This window comes from Gammaproteobacteria bacterium (assembly GCA_016765075.1).
Taxonomy (GTDB): domain Bacteria; phylum Pseudomonadota; class Gammaproteobacteria.
The window spans coordinates 1-21,110 of record JAESQP010000056.1; the positions used below are offsets into that span (position 1 = coordinate 1).

Genomic DNA, 21,110 nt, shown 5'->3' on the forward strand with positions numbered 1-21,110 from the left:
CACACCACTGGCTAAGGTCGGCGGTAAGGCCTGTTCGTTAAAGAACTCGAAGTCGGCCTGCTCGAAGGCGATGCCGATATTGCCGTCCACTCAATTAAAGATGTGCCGGTCGAGTTACCCGATGGTCTGCATATGCCAGTTATCCTTGATCGCGAAGATCCGCGTGACGCCTTTGTCTCGAATACTTACAAATGCTTTGCCGATCTACCGCAAGGCGCCTGTGTTGGTACATCAAGTCTACGTCGCCAGTCCCAATTATTGGCTAAGCGGCCTGATCTCATCATTAAAGACCTGCGTGGTAACGTCGGCACCCGTTTGCAAAAACTCGATGATGGCCACTACGATGCCATCATCCTGGCCAGCGCTGGCTTAACCCGGCTTGGCTTGAATCAACGCATTGCTGAATATATGGCGACTGACCTCAGCCTGCCTGCTATTGGTCAAGGTGCCATTGGCATTGAATGTCGCAACAACGACAGTGAAATCGAAAGCCTGATTGCTGTGCTTAATCACGCTGATAGCGCCGTATGCGTACGCGCCGAACGCGCTATGAATCACCGCCTCGAAGGTGGCTGCCAAGTGCCTATTGGCGGTCATGCCACCCTTGCTGGCGACACCCTCACCTTGCGCGGCCTGGTCGCTCGCAGTGACGGCTCTGAAATTATCAGCGGCAGCGTCAGTGGACATCGCGATGACGCTGAAAAACTCGGCATTGAATTAGCCAACGACCTCCTTAGCCGTGGCGCGAGAGCAATACTCGCCGAACTGCATAGCAACCATTGATAGCAAGCAATACCCTGAACAAGCTTTCAGTGTTGGTGACACGCCCAGCGCACCAGGCCGAAAACTTTTGCCGTTTAATCGAAGACGCCGGCGGTACAGCCATACGCTTTCCCGTCATTACCATTAAAGCAATCGAAAATAGTCCCACACAAAATCAACAGCTAGCAACAATCGATCAGTACGATATTGTCATTTTTGTTAGCACCAATGCAGTGCAATACGCCTTGCCGCATTGGCCAAATGGCCTGCCAGTCAGCCTTATGGTCGCCGCAGTCGGCAATAAAACAGCGGCCAATCTGCGCGCTCATGGAATAACCGTTGACGTATTACCCAAACAGGGCTTCAATACCGAGTCCTTGCTCGAGTCACCGTTATTGCATAGCGTTGAGGGTAAACAAATTGCAATTATTCGCGGTATTGGTGGACGCACTTTGCTTGCCGATACACTGCGTCAACGTGGCGCCAAAGTCACGTATATCGAAGTCTATCAGCGCGTGCTGCCCAAACAACGCTTATGCTCCGTTAATATTGATTTAAATTGCGATATTATTACGGTAACAAGCCAACAGGGTCTGCGTAATTTGATTACACTGTCTGACGATAAAGACTGGTTATTTAGCACAGCCTTGGCGAGCAATAGTCAGCGAACGGCCAAGCTCGCTCGTGAATTGGGTTTTACTTACGACATCGTCGTTAGCCCAGAACCTAGCGACGATGCAATGGTTACCACCATCGCCAGCTGGTGGCAAAACAAAGCGAGGCCACAAGCGTGAGCAGAAAAAAACAAACTACTACACCAGCAACAAACATCGACATTAACAGCGGTATAACAGCAGATGACACTACCGATCAAAATCAATCGGCTGAAATAGAAGCAATAACAGAAGCTGTCGTGTCTAACAAAAAACCAGACGAAAAATCAACACAAGGCAACTCACTTGCCACCCTCATCGCCCTACTGGCCTTGCTCATTGCGTTCGTCGCGGCAGGTGGTACAGTATGGTTATGGCAACAACTACAACAAAGCAAACAGGCGTTTGAACAAGCCGTAAACACACAAAATCAATCCAGCCAAGCACAACTGGATACTCGAATCAGCGCAATCAACGACGAGTTTACTATCAAGCTCAGCGAGAACAATAAACAACTCAACACATTAGCAACGACTGTGGATACAGCAACATCCAGTACCGAACACCTTGCTGAGACTCTTGCCACATTGCACAGCAAGTTGAATATCAATCCAAAAACAGGCTGGCTAATTGCCGAAGCAAAATATTTGTTATCAATTGCCAACCAACAATTACAGCTCGGTGGCAATGTCAGTGGCAGCATTGTCGCCTTGCGCAACGCCGATCAACGCCTGCGTGAAAGTGGTGACCCCACCCTGCTCAATGTGCGCTCAATCATTGCCGATGAAATCACACAGCTACAATCAGTGCAAGTTATTGATGTCGCTGGCGCGGCCTTAACCCTTGCCAGCATGCAATCACGCGTTGACGAGCTCTCACTAGCTGGCCAATCTGAAAGTATCACCAAAATCACCACGACAAAAATCATCTCGCCATTGGGGCAAGAAGCAGAAGAAAGCACAGCAGGCTGGCGCAACGGTTTAAACACAGTATGGCAAGCAATTAAACAATTAGTCGTCATTCGTGAACGTGGCAGTGATGCTAGCAACCCACTGCTCACACCAGACCAACGTGCGCTGATCTATCAAAATCTGCGCCTTAAATTGGAAAGTGCACGACTGTCACTGGTGCAAGGGGATGAAGCCACCTACAAACAAAGTCTTGAAATCGCCCATGACTGGCTGCTTGAATATTTTGACAACAATGCCCAACGCAACGCTGTTAAAGACACGCTCAACGAATTAGGCCAAATCGAACTCACTGCGATAATACCCGATATTTCCGCCTCGCTTGACGCCTTGCGTACCTGGCAACAGCAGCAAAATAATAGCGCGGAATAATTATTATGAAACTGCTGATTTATGCCTTAATTGCTCTTACTGTCGGTGTCGCTATCGCACTATTGATCAAAGACGACCCTGGCCATGTCGTGTTGAGCATTCAAAACTACACCGTCGAAACCAGCGTTGCCGTACTCCTTGTTGTTGCAGTCATTGCCTTTGTCATATTTTATGCCTTGTTCCGCGTTTTAGGTGTCATACGCAAAGCGCCGAAAAAAATATCGCGTTGGTCAGAAAATAGAAAACACGACAAGGCTAATCAATATATGGTACGTGGCATGATCGCACTGAACTCTGGCCAATGGCAGAAGGCTGAACAGTTATTGCTAAACCGTGTTAGCGATTGCGACAAACCCGCACTAAACTATATTTCCGCTGCCCGTGCCGCGCAACAGCAAGGCGCCCACGAACGTCGCGACCGTTACCTTAAAATGGCTCATCAACTCGACCCTTCGGTTGATATGACCATTGGCATTACCCAAGCCGAGTTACAGCTCAACCAAGGTCAGTATGAACAGGCACTGGCAACTTTAAAACGACTACACGCCGAGTCGCCCAAAAATACGTTGATCATTAAATTATTAGCGCGCCTTTATATCGAATTAAAAGACTGGGAACGACTTATTGAACTACTGCCACTGGTTAGAAAATATCGCGTCATGCCCGACAAGGAATGCGATCAATGGCAAAAAACAGCACATCAACAATTATTAATCAGCGCTGGCACTACAAATGATGTCAACCATCTCAACAGCGTATGGCAACGCATACCAAAAGGCCTAAAACAAGATAGTGATATGGCAGCAAGCTACGCCCAACACCTCGCAAGCTGTGGTGATATTGACAAGGCCGTGCAATTAATCGACCGACAAATCAATCGCCATGGCAGCAACAATCAACTGGTTGATCTTTACGGCCAACTCCACGGGGCCGAAGTGCTCACGCAAATGGCCCATGCCGAAAAATGGCTCGGCGACGAACACGAAACACCGACGCTGTTTATTGCCCTGGGACGCCTCGCTATCGCCAATCAAATGTGGGCTAAAGCAAGGGATTACCTACAGCGCGGCATTAACCAAGGCGCCGGGCCGCAAGCCTACCAACTCATTGCCAAAGTCTATAATGAACTAGGTGAAGCAGAACAGGCCAATACCTCGTATAAGCTTGGACTGGAGCGGGCGACGAATACGTCATTGCCTAGCTTGCGCTAAGCACCTGTAGACACATTTTTTTAATTTGTTAGCCTGGTTAAGGAAGTAAAGAGTAAACCATAGCGGCTGTTGGCTGCCCATCGTGAACCAATCGATTTTTAGCAAGCCATTCAAACTTAGCACCAGACTTCTCTGCAACCTTACGGCTAATGCCATTAGCCTCCAACACTATTATCTCTAATCTGGTTAAACCAAGGCAGCCAAAACCGAACTGTTTGATAAGCCCCATAGCACACGAAGCGATACCTTGATTTTGAAAGGATTCTCTGACCCAATAACCAATGTTTCCCATCTGATGCTCATAATCAATGCGATTGATAGCGACACCCCCAACCAATTGTCCTGTTTGCGCTAAAAATATACCTATATCGTAAGCAGATTTATTGTCTATATTACGTCTACACGATTCAAACCATAACCGAGCATCATTTTTAGAATATTTTTCGTGACACCATGACATCCATATACCAACGCTACTCACACTTTCCCGAGTAGCTTCCACAAAATCGGCCAGATCCACTTCCTCAAAAGGTTTTAAAGTTATTTTGGAATTTCTTATGGCTTTCATGTTTCACACATTGATACTTTATTTCTAGTCTAATGCCCACTCAAAAGCATCGTGAAAGAGTTGGGGCTCGGGTAAGCCTGCTGCTAAAAAACGGCTACGTACAGCACTAACCATAATAGGTGGCCCGGCTGCATACACATCGTATTGGGCTAAATCAGTGATGTCGTCTAATACTGCCTCATGAACAAAGCCACTGCGCCCTTGCCAATCATCCTCTGGTTCTGATAGCACGAGGATAGAGGTAAAGTGTTTTTGCTCTGCCCATTGTTCGATGGTATCTTGAAAATAGAGATCGCGTTGTGAGCGTACCCCCCAATACAAAATAATTTTTCGTCTGTCACCTGCTTGCTGTGCCGCTTCAATGATAGCTTTGATCGGCGCAAGGCCAGTTCCACCTGCTACCAGCAACATAGGGCGCGTTGAATCCTGGCGTAAATAAAAGGCGCCCATGGGGCCTTCTATGCGCAGGATGGTTTTTTGTTCGAGATGATGAAAAACGAAATCGGAGAAACGGCCACCTTCGACGTTACGAATATGCAATTCGATCATGCCATCATCACGCGGCGCATTGGCAATGGAATAGGTACGGTGACGACTATCACTCATGATAATGTCAATGTATTGACCAGCGATATAGTTGAGTTTTTTGCCGGTCGGTAATTTAAGAAATAAACGCATGACATCATGTGCAAGGTGATCTATCTGATCAACGCGACTCGGCAAACGCTGTATATTAGAGTTGCTAAGATCAACTTCTAACACCAAATCGGAACACGCGCGTGCCTGACAAAATAAGGCCATGCCCTCTTCACGCTCTTGCTCTGATAAGGCCTGGGGGCTGTAGTGATGATGATTTACTTCGCCACGAATCACTTTACCTTTACAGGTGCCACAGGTTCCGTCACGACAACTATAAGGTAAATGAATGCCTTGTCGATGTGCGGCATCGATGAGTGATTCGCCTTCATCAATAGTAAAGTTTTGTTCGCTGGGCTTTAGCTCAACTTTATAAGACATGAAGCAAGGTACTCTATAATAATGATTAAGGTGATAAGCAGGGCAATAACGATACATCGATAATAATACCTGGCGTGGTATCAGAGCGTGTATCAATAATCGGATGATTATCAGCAGCATGATAGGTGAACACCAGTGATTTCTTGATCGCATCGCTATGATTACGGCCAGCCGCATGAAACAGCTTGCAATCAAAAAATAAGACATCACCTGGATTCAGTAAAGCGACTATCTGAGTATTAAGTAAGGCTTGATTTTGCTCAAGATCAGTACGCAAGAATAAGGCGCTGTCTAAACGCCCACGATCTAAATTCAAAGTATGCGACCCTGGCAACACAGCCATGCCACCATTGTCTTGTCGTTCTTCACCCAATGCCAGCCAGGCGGTAATCAGTTCAGGTTTATCAAAAGACCAGTAACGCATATCCTGATGCCACGAGGTCGAGCTGCTATAACCGGGATGCTTGGTCATAATGCAATTATGGTGGTTTTGCGAAAGCACTAATTGTTTTGAATTCAATAGCTGAGCAACATATTGGGTTAATTCAGGCGAGTGTGCCCAGTCACGAAATGCTTTGTCACGCGTATAGGCACTCAATAAGCGTCTTGGGGTTGCCCCACCCGAAGCATGGCGATCAGCCGGCGCGCCCGGATACTGCACATCGGCTTCAAACTCGGCCGGCGCGATTAAAGGTGACAAGGCTGCATCGACGTAGGCTGACATCGCTGCAAGCGTTTCACACTCAACCATGTTACGCACAACAAGATAGCCATCGCGCCGAAAACGCGCCAACTCCAGATCCGTCAGCGAGCCGTCATTTGCTGTATGTAGTTGATCTATCATGATTTTATTTTAGCACACTGGCTCCAGGTCACTGTGCAATCACACGACGGTAAATAGGCTAAGACGGCAATAGGCCACGCAATGACCAAAGCACGCTGACGATAACGATAGGCATTAATAAATTTAACATCACCCCAGTGCGCACCATGGTTTGCATAGGGATACGATCGGATGCAAAAACAATGGCATTAGGGGGCGTTGCTACTGGCAACATAAAGGCGCATGAAGCAGCAAAGGTTGCGGTCAGCATTAACATCGTCATATCGTAATTCGCGCCCAAGGCCAAGGCAGCTAAAATGGGTAACATTACTTGGGTAATGGCCGTGTTGCTGGTTATCTCGGTGAGAAAGATCATTAATACCGCGACCGCTAATAAAACCCAAATAAACGAGATGCCTGAAAAGAAATGTAAGCTCTCACCAATCCATGAGGAAAGCCCTGAATTTTGCACGCCGGTCGCGAGCGCAAAACCACCACCTAACAATATTAATATTCCCCACGGCAGTCGTGTAAATGCCTCTTTACCAAGAATGGCACTGCCATCATGCGTTCGCAATATAAATAAACTAAACGCCGCAACAACGGCAACCGTGCCATCATCAATACCTTGGTATGGCAATAAAGACGACCATCCGGGAATAGTAAAACTATCTAACACCAAGCCTTTGCGTGTAATCCAGGCCAGCGCTGCCAATCCCAGCACCCACGCTACGGCTTTTTCTTCGCCACGCATGCGTCCTAGCGTTACGTAATCTTCTGTAATTTTTAATTCCCCTGATACGAACCATTCCAGTTTACGCACCTTGAACTTAGCAACAATCATTAGTAACACTAAACCAATCAGGGTTAATGGCACACCAACCAGCATCCATTGTAAAAATGTTGGTCGTAGCGATTCGCTCTGCTGCGCAATAAGCTCGATGAATACAAGGTTCGGTACGGTGCCAACAGGCGTTGCCATACCACCGAGGTTTGCAGCATAGGCAATTAATAACAACAAGGTGGTAGCGAAAGTTGCCGTCGTCGGCTTGGCTAGATCTAAACCATCGATACGTGATAACACCGCTAAAGCAATCGTTAACATGAGCATGGTTGTTGCGGTATTGGATATCCACATCGACAAGAAAGCGGTTGTCATAATAAACCCAGCGATCAATTGCATAGGCGTCGCATGCCAGCGTGATAAAATCGCCAAGGCAATACGCTTATGCAAGCCCGTGCGTTCCATCGCTTGGGCAATGAGAAACCCCCCAATAAATAAAAACATAATGCTAGTCATATAGCGTGGCGCGATTTCTTGTGCCGTAGCAATACCTGTAAAAGGAAACGTGATCAGCGGTATAAGTGCTGTGACGGCCAGCGGCACGCACTCGCTAATCCACCACAGCACCATCCAGATGCCTATACCCAACATAAACGACGCTTGCGGGTGTTCTGCTATGTCAACAAAAATAGGAACAAAAATTGCGCACAGCGGACCAAGCAGTAAAGCGATTTTTTTCATATTGAGTTATTACCTTTATCAAGACACTGCCGCCACTATGGACTAACAATAATGCACTGTAGCTCATAATGTGGAATACTAAAACGACGTGAATTATGGTGCTAAGGCCAACAACTATCATCGTTAAAGATAACAGCGGCTTTCACACATGCTTAATAGTGAATGCACTATAGTATTTTCATACGTTTTTAACGTACTCCGACGTAGTAGTACGCAGAGCTTTCAGAAGTGCTACAACAGCTCCGTATCATCATCTGAGTAAGCCGGGCTACAGTGACAAAGAAAACGTAAATCGCTATCTCCTGTTGCAGTAATTTGGTGTGAGGTGTTGACTGTTATGCAAATGGTATCACCGACTATCACTTTAAAAGTTTTTCCCCCCAACACCATTTCACCCTCGCCCTCGAGAATATAATAGAATTCTTCGGTCTTATGGTGTTTATGCAATAAGGTCGTTGTTCCTAGTGGAACAATGGCTTCGGCCAAACTTTGGTTTTGTGCTGCATGGTGTGCAGGGTGCATTAGCTCACGAATGATTGAACCATCTTTAGTGACAAATTCACGCGCATCTTTGTAAGCTGTTTTTTTTATCATCACTTATCTGTCGAATACAGCAATGACTGGCGCATGATCTGATGGCCGCTCAAGTTTCCGTGGCTCGGTGTCGATAGACCCTTCTGTACATTTTTCAGCCAGCGCTGTATTCGCCAAAACGTGATCGATACGCATACCGCGTTTGCGGCGAAAGGCCATTTGGCGATAATCCCACCAACTGAAGGAGCGATCTTCTTGTTCAAATAGTCTGAATGTATCAACCAGGCCAAGGCTGATTAATTTTTCGAAGGCAGCACGTTCAGGTTTACTGCATAACACGTCTTCACCCCAGGCTTCCGGGTCATAGCAATCTCTGTCTTCGGGGGCGATGTTGTAATCGCCTAGAACGACTAACTCTTTATATTCTGCCAATTGTGATGCAATATAAGCAGTGACTTTTTCCAGCCAGTCGAGTTTATAAGCGTATTTTTCCGATTCAACGCTTTGACCGTTGGGAACGTAGAGATTAACAATTCTGACACCATCAATCGTCGCTGCCAAAATGCGCCGTTGTGGGTCATCCAGGTTCGGTACGTCGGTGGCAATATCGCTGGCTGCTGATGTACTAATAATCGCAACGCCGTTATAGGTTTTTTGGCCTGAGAAAACGACATGATAACCGGCCTCTTGAATGGCTTCGGCTGGAAAGTTTTCATCGGTCATTTTAGTTTCTTGCAAGGCCAAAACATCGGGCTTGGCTGAGTCTAGCCAATCTAGTACATGCGACAGGCGTACACGCAGTGAGTTAACATTCCAACTGACTATTTTCATATCTACGCTGCCAATCCACTGTGACGTAATAAAGCATCAATGCTAGGTTTACGGCCACGAAATTCAACAAACAGTTCCATCGGTTCGCGTGAACCGCCTTGTTCTAATACTGAGCTTAAAAACTGTTGACCTGTCACACGATCAAAAATACCGTTTTCTTCAAATTTAGAGAAGGCATCACTGGATAAGACTTCTGCCCATTTGTAACTGTAATAACCCGCTGAATAACCACCGGCAAAAATATGCGAGAAGCCATTAGCAAAACGATTAAAGTCAGGGGCAGGCACAACCGCCACTTGTGAACGCACTTGCTTAAGTATGCCTGCGATATCAATGCCGGACTCTGGATCGTATTCACTATAAATACGAAAATCGAATAAAGCGAACTCTAACTGTCGTACCATTTGCATACCAGAAAGAAAGTTTTTACTGGCATAAAGTTTTTGATACATCTCGTTTGGCAATGTCTCACCAGTTTGATAATGACCCGAGATTAAATCCAAGGCTTCACGCTGCCAACACCAATTCTCCATAAACTGGCTTGGCAGTTCCACCGCATCCCAGGCGACACCACGAATACCGGCAACCCCTGCATATTCAACCTTGGTTAACATGTGATGCAGGCCATGACCAAATTCATGAAACAAGGTGATCACTTCACTGTGTGTTAATAATGATGGGGCATCACCTAATGGTGGGGTAAAATTACAGGTTAGGTAAGTAACTGGTGTATCGACATCATCACCATTGTTCACGCCGGGACTCATACGGGTGACGCATTCGTCCATCCACGCCCCACCGCGTTTATCTGCACGCGCATAGAGATCGAGATAAAACTCACCACGAAGCTCGTTATGCTCATCACGAATCTGAAAAAACTGCACATCAGGATGCCAGGTGGCAACGCCTTGTGTTGCTTCTATATGCAAACCGTATAGCCGCTCAACCACGGCAAACATGCCGGTCAATACTTTCGCTACCGGAAAATAAGCTTTCAGTTCTTCTTGCGAAATGGCATAACGATCTTCGCGCAGTTTTTCGCTGTAGTACAAAATATCCCAGGCAGACAGATCAGTCATACCATCACGCGTTTTAGAAAATTCGGCAAGCTCGGCAAACTCTTTTTCGGCGACAGCGTGTGAACGTTGTGCAAGATCATTTAAGAAACCCAGCACTTCATCGGGCGTATTCGCCATTTTAGTCGCCAGGGAATACTTGGCGTAGTTGTCAAAACCGAGCAATTGGGCTTGTTCATGACGCAGCGCTAATAAGTCTTGCATGATATTAGTATTATCCCAATGGCGCGCATGTGGGCCTAATTCTGAGGCACGTGTTGTGTAAGCTTCATAAACCTCGCGGCGCAACGCGCGGCCATCGGCATAGGTCATGACGGCAAGGTAAGAAGGCGCCTCCAGGCTTAGCTGCCAACCTTGCATACTGGCCTGCTTGGCTGCTTGCCTGGCTAATGCCAGGGCGCTTTCAGGTAGACCACTTAGGTCTTCGATACGATCAATGCCTTTTTTCCAGGCGCCAGTGGCATCGAGTACGTTTTCTTCAAATTTTGAAGTCAAACGTGATAACTCTTGCTTGATCTCTTTATAACGGTCTTTCTTGTCGGCTTCTAAGGCGACACCTGAAAGGCGAAAATCACGCAAAGCATTGTCGATCATTTTGCGTGCAGCGACATCAAGCTGTTGATATTCATCGCTTTGGGCGACCGTTTTATAGGCTTGATAAAGTGCTTCATTTTGACCCAGCTCGGTAAAAAATTCGCTTATTTTAGGTAAGCAATTGTTGTAGGATTGACGCAATGCCGGGCTGTTGACCACGGCATTGATATGGCTAACGGGTGACCAGACACGGTTAAGGCGTTCTGACATGGCATCAATCACGCGGACAAAATTTTCAAACGTTGGCGTAATATCTCTTTTCAACAAGGCGTCGATCTGCTCGCGCTGTTGCGTTAGCAAGTGGTCAATAGCAGGCTCGATATGCTGCGGCTCAATTTCATCAAAACGAGGAAGATGCTGTTCTGTCAGTAAGGGGTTGTTCATTACGACCTGCTGGGCTAAGTTTGTCTGTTAATAAATAATAGTACCTTAGTTTGATTTAAAGCTAAAATCATTATATTCAATCAGTTAAATAGGCAATTACTTTGATAACTCAATACGATTTAATCGTCATTGGTGGCGGTAGCGGTGGTATCGCTGCGGCTAATCGTGCCGCATCCTATGGCGCGCGCGTTGCTCTAATCGAATATGACAAACTCGGTGGTACCTGCGTTAATCGCGGTTGCGTACCCAAGAAAATCATGTGGCATGCCGCCGGCTATGCTGAGGCCTTCAAAGAAGCTGAAGACTATGGCTTTTCTCACAGTGGACTCGCATTCGACTGGAACACGCTGGTGACACGACGTGAAGCCTATATTCAACGCTTGAATGGCATCTATGAAAATAATCTTAAGAAAAACAAGGTTGACCTTATCCGTGGGACAGGACAATTCGTCGATGCACATACCGTGGCCGTCGATGGCAACCATTACTCGGCTGAACATATTCTCATCGCTACCGGTGGCTACCCCAGCGTACCGAATATCCAAGGCGCTGAATTGGGCATCACGTCTGATGGCTTTTTTGAGCTCAGCCAGCAACCCAAACATGTTGCGGTGGTCGGTGCAGGTTATATCGCTGTTGAGCTGGCGGGTATGCTTTGTGGCCTGGGCAGCAAAGTGCAACTACTAGTACGGCGTGATGCACCCTTGCGACTGTTTGATCACAGTATCAGCGCCGCGCTGATGGTAGAAATGGCAACACAAGGTATTGATCTGATTACCCAGGCAACACCCAAACGCTTGAGTAAAAATGAAAACTCATTGAACCTGGAACTGGAAGATGGGCGTCAGCTAACACGCCTTGATACGGTGATCTGGGCAATAGGCCGTCTTCCTGCAAACAATAATCTTAACTTGGCTAAGGCAGGCATTCAAGCCAACTCACGTGGTTTTATCGAAACCAATGAATATCAAGAAACTACAATTAAAGGTATTTATGCTGTTGGTGATATTACCGGGCGCGCAGCACTGACACCGGTAGCCATTGCTGCAGGACGGCGCTTGGCCGACCGTTTGTTTAATCAACAAGCCGAGGCAAAGCTTGATTACAACACCATACCCACTGTCGTCTTCAGCCATCCGCCGATTGCTACTATTGGCTTAACAGAAGCACAGGCGCGTGACACCTATGGTGACAAAATAAAACTCTATACATCAAGCTTTACGCCCTTGCGTAATGGCATCACCGACAACAAACCCAAATGTACGATGAAACTCATTGTTACTGGCAATGACGAAAAAATAATTGGCTGCCATGTGATTGGCGAAGGCGCCGATGAATTATTACAAGGTTTTGCCGTGGCAATTAAAATGGGCGCAACCAAAGCAGACTTTGATAATACCATTGCCATTCATCCTACTGCAGCAGAAGAATTAGTGACATTACATTAATATTGCGTTACGGGAATCTCTGTTAATTTCCCTATAGGTTTGCCCTAATGGTGCCGTAGAAATATTCAATTTCTAATTTTCAACCAATACCCCAATAATTAAACCGTAACAGTTTTTTATTTAATTATTTGGAGATACAATTATGAAAAATATTGCATTGATTGCAGCAATAATAGGCGCCAGCTCTTCGGCTTTTGTTCACGCAGACGACTCCGCAAAGTCAGATAACGATGCCTCGGTATCCGTTGTCAGTAGCAACCTTGGTCGTATTCATGGCTACACTATTCCTTTCAACAAATCTGTCACAGCAGAAAACAAAGGGCAATATGCTGATGCAGGTCAGTTTGGTCGCATTAGTGCTTATGGCAATGCGATTAACCAAACGCACAAAGTCAACACAGGCGTTTACGCTAATGTGGGCTCGTATGGTCGTCTTAGCGGTTACAACAAGAACGTGCCTGCAATCGTTAATGATGGCGCAACGATTGCCAGCCGTTAATTAGCAAGCCAAGAAAATGAAGGTGGCGAGGAAACTTGCCGCCTTTTTTATTGCTCGTTATTGTTTGACACTTACAAGGCGCAAGCATACGACAGCGCTTGCTATAATCAGTTTATGAATATTCGTCCTTACAAAAACCATTTCCCTGAAATTTCGGCCAATGCCTATATTGACCAATCAGCTTGTGTGATTGGTGATGTTACCATTGGAGAAAACAGCTCTATCTGGCCAATGGCCGTAGTACGTGGCGATGTCAACAATATTACGATTGGCGCACGCACCAATATTCAAGATGGCGCAATATTACATGTGACCTGTGACAGCCAGTTTGTGCCAGGCGGCAAGCCCCTGGTTATTGGCGATGATGTCACAGTTGGACATGGTGCAATATTACATGCCTGTACTATCGAAGATTGCTGTTTGATTGGTATGAACACGACGGTGCTCGATGGTGCGGTGGTGAAAGCAAACACAATGGTAGCTGCGGGTAGCGTGGTGACACCGGGTAAGGTGTTAGAAAGTGGCTATTTATATGCTGGCTCACCTGCGAGACAAGTTAGACCTTTAAAAGAAGCAGAATTAGCTTATTTAAAATTTTCAGCCCAACATTATATTGAGTTGAAAAATGATTATTCAAATACGGGCTAGTGCCAAACCGCTATATTGGTCGTGTCAAAAATTTGCAGGTAATCTTTATTCTTCTCGTCAATGCCACCGCTGTAACCATTGAGACGACCGAAACCTTGCGTATTTTTCACAGGCTTTATCTCTCTCATACCGGCTAACACCGGTATCGTCTCACGTTTTTCTACAACATTGCCTGACACTTTATCATAGCCACTAAGGCGACCTTGATTGCTTGTTGTGTTACTTTTGTCGACAACAATGACATCTGCCACAGGCAAAGTCTTTACCGCCTTCCCATGGGCTTTTGCATAGCCGTTTAAACGGCCCATGTTATCGGCATTAGCACTGCTTAAAGGCAAGGCAACGGTCAACAACAATAAACTTACCGTCATTAATTTCATAGCAACTCCTGGACATGTCCTTATGCCAATAAAATATTAGTTGCCAGGATTATCAGGTTTAAACTGTGAAAACGTAAATTGTATTTACTTATACAGGGCATTAAGAATTTTAATGGGTCTTTATACCAATAAGATAAACTAATCAAAACGATAGGCTGTCTATATTAGTGTGTTCTACCAGACAGGGTTACTCGCCAATACGCATGAGCAAACCATCTCGACGTGCCACAGAGAAGACGTGAAGAAACACGGCAATGGATACCAACAAATATACTAAATTAAGTAGGCTTGCCGTATAAAATAAATTCAGCGGAAACTGGTTCTCGAGCATCACGGCGCGCAAGCCTTCAAACACATGGCTGGCGGGTAACCACCATGCCAGTGTCTGTGCCCATTGTGGCAATATTTCTATGGGATAAAAAATACCGCTAAGTGGCGCCACAGCAAAGACAACGACCCAGGCCAGGCTTTCTGCGCCGACACCAAAGCGTAGTACCAACGCAGCGACAATAAGACCCATAGCCCAACCCATTACTAATAGATTAGTGAAGAATGCTAATAAAGGTAGGCCAAGATCAAAGATCGAATAGTGATACATGACAATAGCTAACAAGGCAGCAACGCCTACACCAATCACGGTACGAACAAAACTAATCAATAACAATGACGCGATCAATTCGATTGGCCGCAAGGGGCTGACAAAAAGATGGGCAAGATTACGTGCGTGTAATTCTTCAAAAAACACCAGGGATACACCAAGCTGTCCGCGAAACACAACATCCCATAGTAATACCGCGCCAATTAATATGCCTGCGGCTTGTGCTAACCAGGTGCTGTTTTCAGCAAAGAACTGACTGATTAAACCCCATAAAATCATTTGCACGGTAGGCCAATAGGCCAACTCAACGATGCGTGGCCATGAACTGCGCAACAAATAAAGATAGCGCAAACACATGGCATAAATGCGTTGTACGCTACTATCTTGGTATGCACGATTCATATTGCTATTCGCAGCACTGTCGGTTTTAAAGTTCAATAGGGCCTTCTTCGGAAGGCTCAGAAAAGCGAATGGTTTCGCGGGTGATATCGATAAAGACTTGTTCCATCGAATCACGGCGAAAGTCTGCAATGAGCTGCGCCGGTGTGCCGCGCACCACGATGCCACCACGGTGCAACATGATGACGTCATCACAGAGTTTTTCGACCTCGGCCATATTATGCGACGCTAATAATATGGTTGCTTGCGTGCGCGTTTTATAATCTGTTAAATATTGGCGAATACGGTCGGCACTATCCGGGTCGAGTGATGCCGTGGGTTCATCGAGCAATAACAGTTCTGGTTCATTCAACATTGCCTTGGCAATGGCGACTCGTGTTTTTTGGCCTGCGGATAAAGTGCCATAACGACGTTTGCGCATGGCAGTTAAATCGAGTGCTTCGAGCATTTGGTCAATACGCTCATTGATATTGACGACGCCATACAAGCGCGCATAGACACGCAGGTTTTCTGCAACGGTCAATCGTTGTGGCAGATCAACGTAAGGTGAAGAAAAATTAATACGCGGCAATACCTGAAAACGGTCGCTGGCCATATCAATGCCAAACAAATGAACACTGCCGCGGGTAGGTAATAATAAACCCAACAACATAGAAAGCGTTGTCGTCTTGCCTGCGCCATTACCACCTAACAAAGCCGTAATCGAACCACGACCGATAGTAAAATTCAGATCCCTGACAGCAGCGACACTACCGTACGTTTTTGTCAGGCCTGCGACGGCAATGATGGATGAAGACATAGGCTAACTAATCTGCTTGCGTAGTAAAGCAATCACCGGCGCTGTTTGCGGTTTTTGTTTGCGCCAGAGAAAAAACGATTCTGCTGCCTGCTCTACCAACATACCCAAACCATCGTGGGCACGGTTGACACTATGTTGTTTTGCCCATGCAACAAATGCCGTATCTTGCGCAGCATAAAACAGGTCATAGCAAAGGCTGTCACTGTTGACGATATTATTAACTAAAGGTGGGAGCTTGCCATCGATGCCAGCCGAAGTGGCATTAATAACAATATCGTAAGCATCATGCTTGTCGAGTTCTTGGTACCCACATGAAGAGACATTGCCTAAGTTTTGAAAGCGTTGCGTTAACATGTAGGCCTTGTTCACTGTGCGATTAACAATGACAATACTTGTTGGCTGTTCTGCTAATAACGGTCCCAATACACCTTGCACTGCACCGCCCGCGCCAAGAATAAGAATATTTTTTGCGCCAAGATCAAATCCGATGTTTTGCTTCAGATCTCGCACCAGGCCAACACCATCGGTATTGTCGGCATAGACTTCATGGTTACTTTCAAAAACCAGGGTATTGGCGGCTTCGGCTTGTTGTGCTCGCTGGCTGCAACGTGTGGCATATCGATAAGCCTCTTGTTTAAACGGCACAGTGATATTGGCGCCTGCACCGCCATTGGCTTGAAAGTTACCAACCGACGGTTCGAAGCCGCCGATGTCGACTTGCATCGCCGTGTACTCAATGCTTTGTCCAGTCTGCTTGGCAAATTCGGTATGAATTAGCGGTGATTTGCTATGAGCAATGGGGTTGCCCATCACAACATATTTAGACGGTGTATCAAAATCAAATAAAGAAGACATTAATAACTACTACTCTGGATGGGAGTTTTGCTGGGTAAAAATTTTAAGGAGCAAACTATTCGCCCTCTTGGCGAGTGTTAATCTATTTTGCTAAAGCACTAACCTTCGCAGCCATAATAAAATCGTTTTCATGCAAACCGCCAATTTTATGGGTATAAAACACAACCGTGCAGTAACCCCAACCAAAGGTGATATCGGGGTGATGATTTTCTTCTTCTGAAACAGCACCAACACGATTAGCAAATTGCATGGCTAAGGAAAAATTCTTAAACTCAAAACCACGTTCAAGTTTACGTGCGCTATCAGTCAAACGCCAACCAGGCACTTGATCCATCATGCCACGGGCTATGTCTTCAGCGATGGGGGGAATGCCTCCTTGGCAAGGTACACAGGCTTTGGATTCTAAAGACATCAGCAAACTCTCAATATTACGCAGTTTGTTGATAATAACGCCTGGCCGGATTCAGGCCAAGCAAGAAGTGACTTACAGGCCAGGTAAAGAGAGAGGAATAGCGCCTGGCGTCACGGCTGTTATCACCGGTTGCCCTGCAATAAGCCTGTTTTCTTTAGGCCTTGGCTCGGGTTTAGGTTCGGCAACTAATACAATCTTCGGTACAACGCTTGCCTTTGACTTAGCAGGTACTAGGCTGGCACCCAGATCAATCTTAATGACAGGTGGCCTGCTGCTAGCCGGTGGCCTGGATTCCACTTCAGGTGTGGGCACAACTTCTTGAGCGATCTTATTGAGCTTGGATAGTGATATATCGGGCAAATTTATTCGCTGCTGGCTTATCACGGGCGCGGCAGAAGGCTCAGGCGCTTTAAGTATATCAACCAGAATATTGTCACCCTTGATGGCATTTACATCAATGAGCACTGATTCTGGTATCCCTGCAAGTGAGTTTCCCCCAGGTAGATTTAACGGCGTCGGCGGCTTATTCGGGGGACTATTAAAATCGAGATCTTTTGCTGTATCAGCATCGACCTTAAACGCGCCATCCTCTTTGCCAATGGCTTCATCAGTAGCTTTGTTCATTACAACAATACTGATACGGCGATTAATGGGATCTAAAGGATTATCCGGATTATAAAGTGACGCATCTGCCAAACCAACAACGCGGCCTACCTTGCTCGCTGACATGCCTGCATTGATTAACGCGCGCCGTGCTGCATTGGCACGATCTGCTGATAATTCCCAGTTGCTGTAGCCATCTTTACGGACAAAACTGACGGCATCAGTGTGCCCGGTAAGGCTAATGCGGTTACCCGCTTTACTGATAATGGGCGCGATCTCTTGCAAAATTTTTGTCGCGTGATCGCGCATTACTGCTTTACCCGATTCAAACATTGGACGATTTTCTTTGTCAACAATCTGTATACGCAAACCTTCCGGGGTCACACTGAGTTTAAGTTGATCTTTAAAGGCTTTTAATTCTTCCTTTTTCTCAATGGCTTGCTTGAGTATTTCCAGCAATTCTTCCATCTGCCTGGCTTCTTCTTCCATCTCCTGTGTACTTTGGCCAGAACCACTGCCATCTTGCCAGTCTTCACCCTCAGAGCCTTTGCTGGTATCACCAGCGCCACCAAGATCGATCATACTGTCACTAAAACCTGCGCCCTCACCAATGCCAATCTGTGCTTCAGCATCAAAAAAACCGGAAATAGCTTGCTTCTGCTCAGGTGTTGCAGCGGACAATAACCATAATAAAAGAAAGAACGCCATCATTGCCGTTGCAAAGTCAGCGAACGCAACCTTCCAGGCGCCACCATGATGACCATGACCGGCTTTTTTAATTTTCTTGATAATTATTGGGCGTTCTGCTTCGTCCATTTAAGCGCTCACTTATTGACAATCCCTATCAGATCACTACTTGTCTTTATTTTTTACATGCTCTTCTAATTCGGCAAAACTGGGACGCTCGGTGGAATACAAGGTCTTGCGACCGAATTCAATGGCGATTTGCGGTGCATAGCCGTTCACCTGCGCCATAATGCAAACTTTTATACATTCAAGAAATTTAGCTTCTGCACTATTCACGTGTCCCATCGCGGTTGCCCACGGATTAACAAAACCATAAGCAAAGAGAATGCCCAGAAAGGTACCCACTAAAGCCGCTGCAACGTGCGCACCAATTTCTTCTACCGGGCCACCGAGCGAACCCATAGTAATGACAATACCTAACACCGCAGCAACAATACCAAAGCCGGGCAAGCCATCGCCAATGGCAGTGATAGCGCTAGCGCCTGCTTCTGCTTCGTGGTGGTGCGTCTCAAGCTCGATATCCATGAGATTTTCCAGCTCCATCGGGTTCATATTGCCACCAACGACCAAACGCAAATAATCGGTAATGAACTCAACCGCATGGTGGTTGCCAAGTATGGCTGGGTATTGTTTGAATATCTCGCTCTCTTCCGGCTCTTCGACATCGTTCTCGATTGCCATCATGCCTTCTTTACGCGCCTTGCTAAATATATCGAAAAAGAAGGAAAATAATTCAAGATAAGCCGCTTGGTTATAAGGCGAACCTTTCAATATACCCAGCAGACCAGAGAACGCGCGCTTGACTACGGGCATTGGGTTTGCTGCCAAAAATGCACCCAGTGCCGCACCACAAATTATCAACACTTCATAGGGCTGCCACAGTGCAATCAAATGCCCGTGTGCCAAAACGTAACCAGCGAGAACCGCGGCAATAACGACAATAGCGCCAACAATAACCAGCATAAAACCTACTCCTGTAAAACCCCTTACAATCAGGGTTGCTGTTCCCTACAGCCAATATACAAATACTCTATGACTGCTATCGGCGTTTTTTGGCAAGTTCTTTAACCCGCTCGCTCACCACTGTTGGTAGCGAGACGGGACAAGAATGCGGCTATGTTCCCTCAGAGTGCATGACTGGCTGGCTCGACTACGTAGCCACAAGCATAGCCAGGCACATCATTAGGCCATCGCAGTAGAAGGGTAGTGGAAAATACGGGCTAGGTATAAACGAAAAACATTAGCGTGAGCTAAATCATTGCGTCCACCCAGAAAAAGGCGCTACCGGACGATAGCACCTTAACTTCAGCGTGAGATTAGTTACTGGGAAGCACCCCATCAACAATCACTTGATAAAAAACTAAACCTAATCCGTGCTACGCAGCCAAGTAGCAATTTTTTTTGCGTAATAGGTCAACACACCATCGGCACCAGCGCGTTTAAATGCAAGCATGGTTTCCATAACCGTGTCGCGTTCATTCAACCAACCATTTTGGGCAGCAGCAGCTAACATCGCATACTCACCACTAACATGATAAGCATAAGTTGGCACACCAAATTCGTCTTTAACGCGACGTATAATATCGAGGTAAAGGGTTCCAGGTTTAACCATAACCATATCCGCCCCCTCATCGAGATCAAGCGCAGTCTCTACCAAGGCCTCATCTGAATTAGCCGGGTCCATCTGATAGCTGCATTTGTTACCCCTGCCAAGGTTTTCGGCAGAGCCTGCAGCATCACGAAACGGCCCGTAAAAGGCCGATGCATATTTTGCTGAGTAAGCCAATATCCGGGTATGAATAAACCGATCTTCTTCCAAGGCTTCACGAATGGCACCAATACGGCCATCCATCATATCGGATGGCGCGACTACGTCTGCGCCTGCCCGCGCATGACTTAAAGCTTGGTTGAGTAACACTTCAACAGTCTCGTCATTCAAAACATAACCATTTTTATCTAACAACCCATCCTGGCCATGCGTCGTAAAGGGGTCGAGTGCGACATCAGTAATAATGCCAAGCTCAGGGAACTCTGCTTTCAAAGCAGAGACTGCGCGCTGAATTAATCCATCAGGATTATAGGCCTCCTCTGCTCCTTCGCTTTTCTTCTCTGCGGGCACCAACGGAAACAATGCCAGCGCCGGAATACCTAACTCCAATGCTTCTGCTGCTTCTTTTAATAACTCATCAACACTGACGCGTTCAACACCAGGCATAGAGGCAACAGGCTGACGCTGATTTTTCCCCTCAACAACAAACATAGGATAAATTAAATCATTTGCTGTGACGACGTTTTCACACATTAAACGACGACTGAATGCATCACGACGCATACGGCGCATACGGCGCGGTACAATCGGGCCTTCTTCAAACTCTTCTACTGACATATCTGCTCTCTACTAAGA

At 46.4% G+C, this 21,110-nt stretch carries 21 protein-coding genes and 1 pseudogene; 7 read left to right on the plus strand and 15 right to left on the minus strand.

Translation table 11 applies throughout. The features are described 5' to 3' along the window. From hemC to JKY90_03415, 4 genes and pseudogenes are all read left to right on the plus strand, one after another. A pseudogene (gene hemC, locus JKY90_03400) lies at positions 1–783 on the plus strand (hydroxymethylbilane synthase). A 35-nt stretch (positions 784–818) separates the two neighbouring features. Further along, entirely contained in the window at positions 819–1,556 is a 738-nt protein-coding gene (locus tag JKY90_03405) for a uroporphyrinogen-III synthase (GenBank protein ID MBL4851312.1), read from the plus strand. Beyond that, positions 1,553–2,755, plus strand: coding sequence for a uroporphyrinogen-III C-methyltransferase (locus JKY90_03410; protein ID MBL4851313.1), 1,203 nt, complete (start codon positions 1,553–1,555; stop codon positions 2,753–2,755). The genes JKY90_03405 and JKY90_03410 overlap by 4 nt, the downstream gene beginning before the upstream one ends. A 5-nt stretch (positions 2,756–2,760) precedes the next feature. Continuing rightward, the gene (locus JKY90_03415) at positions 2,761–3,966 is read left to right on the plus strand and encodes a tetratricopeptide repeat protein (GenBank protein MBL4851314.1); all 1,206 of its coding nucleotides are present in this window, start codon (positions 2,761–2,763) and stop codon (positions 3,964–3,966) included. Between the two features lie 37 nt (positions 3,967–4,003). Here the strand turns inward: JKY90_03415 and JKY90_03420 are convergent, their stop codons facing one another. From JKY90_03420 to prlC, 7 genes are all read right to left on the minus strand, one after another. Further along, complete coding sequence (locus JKY90_03420; protein MBL4851315.1) at positions 4,004–4,534, minus strand: GNAT family N-acetyltransferase; 531 nt, start codon at positions 4,532–4,534, stop codon at positions 4,004–4,006. Positions 4,535–4,558: 24 nt separating this feature from the next. Further along, positions 4,559–5,551 (minus strand): CDP-6-deoxy-delta-3,4-glucoseen reductase, encoded by a 993-nt coding sequence (locus tag JKY90_03425; GenBank protein ID MBL4851316.1) that lies wholly within the window; start codon positions 5,549–5,551, stop codon positions 4,559–4,561. A gap of 25 nt (positions 5,552–5,576) precedes the next feature. Continuing rightward, positions 5,577–6,395, minus strand: coding sequence for a phytanoyl-CoA dioxygenase family protein (locus tag JKY90_03430; protein ID MBL4851317.1), 819 nt, complete (start codon positions 6,393–6,395; stop codon positions 5,577–5,579). A gap of 58 nt (positions 6,396–6,453) precedes the next feature. Further along, on the minus strand, positions 6,454–7,899 hold the full coding sequence (locus tag JKY90_03435; protein MBL4851318.1) for an SLC13/DASS family transporter: 1,446 nt from the start codon (positions 7,897–7,899) through the stop codon (positions 6,454–6,456). Between the two features lie 231 nt (positions 7,900–8,130). After that, entirely contained in the window at positions 8,131–8,493 is a 363-nt protein-coding gene (locus JKY90_03440; protein MBL4851319.1) for a cupin domain-containing protein, read from the minus strand. 3 nt (positions 8,494–8,496) lie between these two features. Beyond that, entirely contained in the window at positions 8,497–9,264 is a 768-nt protein-coding gene (gene xth / locus JKY90_03445) for an exodeoxyribonuclease III (GenBank protein ID MBL4851320.1), read from the minus strand. Positions 9,265–9,266: 2 nt separating this feature from the next. Then, positions 9,267–11,318: an oligopeptidase A gene (gene prlC, locus JKY90_03450; GenBank protein MBL4851321.1), complete on the minus strand. Its 2,052-nt coding sequence runs from the start codon at positions 11,316–11,318 to the stop codon at positions 9,267–9,269. A 101-nt stretch (positions 11,319–11,419) separates the two neighbouring features. Here prlC and gorA point away from each other — a divergent pair, with 101 nt between their 5' ends. The 3 genes from gorA to JKY90_03465 all read left to right on the plus strand — a co-directional run bounded on the left by gorA (position 11,420) and on the right by JKY90_03465 (position 13,913). Next, on the plus strand, positions 11,420–12,766 hold the full coding sequence (gene gorA / locus JKY90_03455) for a glutathione-disulfide reductase (protein ID MBL4851322.1): 1,347 nt from the start codon (positions 11,420–11,422) through the stop codon (positions 12,764–12,766). A 142-nt stretch (positions 12,767–12,908) separates the two neighbouring features. After that, the gene (locus JKY90_03460; GenBank protein ID MBL4851323.1) at positions 12,909–13,265 is read left to right on the plus strand and encodes a hypothetical protein; all 357 of its coding nucleotides are present in this window, start codon (positions 12,909–12,911) and stop codon (positions 13,263–13,265) included. A 114-nt stretch (positions 13,266–13,379) separates the two neighbouring features. Next, positions 13,380–13,913: a gamma carbonic anhydrase family protein gene (locus tag JKY90_03465; protein ID MBL4851324.1), complete on the plus strand. Its 534-nt coding sequence runs from the start codon at positions 13,380–13,382 to the stop codon at positions 13,911–13,913. Here the strand turns inward: JKY90_03465 and JKY90_03470 are convergent. From JKY90_03470 to hemB, 8 genes are all read right to left on the minus strand, one after another. Beyond that, positions 13,910–14,293: a hypothetical protein gene (locus tag JKY90_03470; protein MBL4851325.1), complete on the minus strand. Its 384-nt coding sequence runs from the start codon at positions 14,291–14,293 to the stop codon at positions 13,910–13,912. The two genes, JKY90_03465 and JKY90_03470, sit on opposite strands and share 4 nt — an antisense overlap. A gap of 187 nt (positions 14,294–14,480) precedes the next feature. Next, on the minus strand, positions 14,481–15,293 hold the full coding sequence (locus JKY90_03475; protein ID MBL4851326.1) for an ABC transporter permease: 813 nt from the start codon (positions 15,291–15,293) through the stop codon (positions 14,481–14,483). Between the two features lie 25 nt (positions 15,294–15,318). Next, positions 15,319–16,089 carry an ABC transporter ATP-binding protein gene (locus JKY90_03480; protein MBL4851327.1) on the minus strand — a complete coding sequence of 257 codons (771 nt, stop codon included), beginning with the start codon at positions 16,087–16,089 and terminating at the stop codon, positions 15,319–15,321. Positions 16,090–16,092: 3 nt separating this feature from the next. Next, positions 16,093–16,944 carry a shikimate dehydrogenase gene (gene aroE, locus JKY90_03485; protein ID MBL4851328.1) on the minus strand — a complete coding sequence of 284 codons (852 nt, stop codon included), beginning with the start codon at positions 16,942–16,944 and terminating at the stop codon, positions 16,093–16,095. An 82-nt stretch (positions 16,945–17,026) separates the two neighbouring features. Then, positions 17,027–17,356: a 4a-hydroxytetrahydrobiopterin dehydratase gene (locus tag JKY90_03490; GenBank protein ID MBL4851329.1), complete on the minus strand. Its 330-nt coding sequence runs from the start codon at positions 17,354–17,356 to the stop codon at positions 17,027–17,029. Between the two features lie 72 nt (positions 17,357–17,428). After that, complete coding sequence (motB, locus tag JKY90_03495) at positions 17,429–18,775, minus strand: flagellar motor protein MotB (GenBank protein ID MBL4851330.1); 1,347 nt, start codon at positions 18,773–18,775, stop codon at positions 17,429–17,431. Positions 18,776–18,811: 36 nt separating this feature from the next. Beyond that, on the minus strand, positions 18,812–19,669 hold the full coding sequence (gene motA, locus JKY90_03500; protein MBL4851331.1) for a flagellar motor stator protein MotA: 858 nt from the start codon (positions 19,667–19,669) through the stop codon (positions 18,812–18,814). 403 nt (positions 19,670–20,072) lie between these two features. Then, positions 20,073–21,092 (minus strand): porphobilinogen synthase, encoded by a 1,020-nt coding sequence (gene hemB / locus JKY90_03505; GenBank protein MBL4851332.1) that lies wholly within the window; start codon positions 21,090–21,092, stop codon positions 20,073–20,075. Between the last annotated feature and the right edge of the window lie 18 nt (positions 21,093–21,110).

What these genes read in the sequence shown, in the direction of transcription:
- JKY90_03415 (MBL4851314.1), top strand. Translation starts at nt 2,761, where the DNA reads ATGAAACTGCTGATTTATGCCTTAATTGCTCTTACTGTCGGTGTCGCT.
- JKY90_03420 (MBL4851315.1), bottom strand. Translation starts at nt 4,534, where the DNA reads ATGAAAGCCATAAGAAATTCCAAAATAACTTTAAAACCTTTTGAGGAA.
- JKY90_03425 (MBL4851316.1), bottom strand. Translation starts at nt 5,551, where the DNA reads ATGTCTTATAAAGTTGAGCTAAAGCCCAGCGAACAAAACTTTACTATT.
- JKY90_03430 (MBL4851317.1), bottom strand. Translation starts at nt 6,395, where the DNA reads ATGATAGATCAACTACATACAGCAAATGACGGCTCGCTGACGGATCTG.
- JKY90_03435 (MBL4851318.1), bottom strand. Translation starts at nt 7,899, where the DNA reads ATGAAAAAAATCGCTTTACTGCTTGGTCCGCTGTGCGCAATTTTTGTT.
- JKY90_03440 (MBL4851319.1), bottom strand. Translation starts at nt 8,493, where the DNA reads ATGATAAAAAAAACAGCTTACAAAGATGCGCGTGAATTTGTCACTAAA.
- xth (MBL4851320.1), bottom strand. Translation starts at nt 9,264, where the DNA reads ATGAAAATAGTCAGTTGGAATGTTAACTCACTGCGTGTACGCCTGTCG.
- prlC (MBL4851321.1), bottom strand. Translation starts at nt 11,318, where the DNA reads ATGAACAACCCCTTACTGACAGAACAGCATCTTCCTCGTTTTGATGAA.
- JKY90_03460 (MBL4851323.1), top strand. Translation starts at nt 12,909, where the DNA reads ATGAAAAATATTGCATTGATTGCAGCAATAATAGGCGCCAGCTCTTCG.
- JKY90_03465 (MBL4851324.1), top strand. Translation starts at nt 13,380, where the DNA reads ATGAATATTCGTCCTTACAAAAACCATTTCCCTGAAATTTCGGCCAAT.
- JKY90_03470 (MBL4851325.1), bottom strand. Translation starts at nt 14,293, where the DNA reads ATGAAATTAATGACGGTAAGTTTATTGTTGTTGACCGTTGCCTTGCCT.
- JKY90_03475 (MBL4851326.1), bottom strand. Translation starts at nt 15,293, where the DNA reads ATGAATCGTGCATACCAAGATAGTAGCGTACAACGCATTTATGCCATG.
- JKY90_03480 (MBL4851327.1), bottom strand. Translation starts at nt 16,089, where the DNA reads ATGTCTTCATCCATCATTGCCGTCGCAGGCCTGACAAAAACGTACGGT.
- aroE (MBL4851328.1), bottom strand. Translation starts at nt 16,944, where the DNA reads ATGTCTTCTTTATTTGATTTTGATACACCGTCTAAATATGTTGTGATG.
- JKY90_03490 (MBL4851329.1), bottom strand. Translation starts at nt 17,356, where the DNA reads ATGTCTTTAGAATCCAAAGCCTGTGTACCTTGCCAAGGAGGCATTCCC.
- motB (MBL4851330.1), bottom strand. Translation starts at nt 18,775, where the DNA reads ATGGACGAAGCAGAACGCCCAATAATTATCAAGAAAATTAAAAAAGCC.
- motA (MBL4851331.1), bottom strand. Translation starts at nt 19,669, where the DNA reads ATGCTGGTTATTGTTGGCGCTATTGTCGTTATTGCCGCGGTTCTCGCT.
- hemB (MBL4851332.1), bottom strand. Translation starts at nt 21,092, where the DNA reads ATGTCAGTAGAAGAGTTTGAAGAAGGCCCGATTGTACCGCGCCGTATG.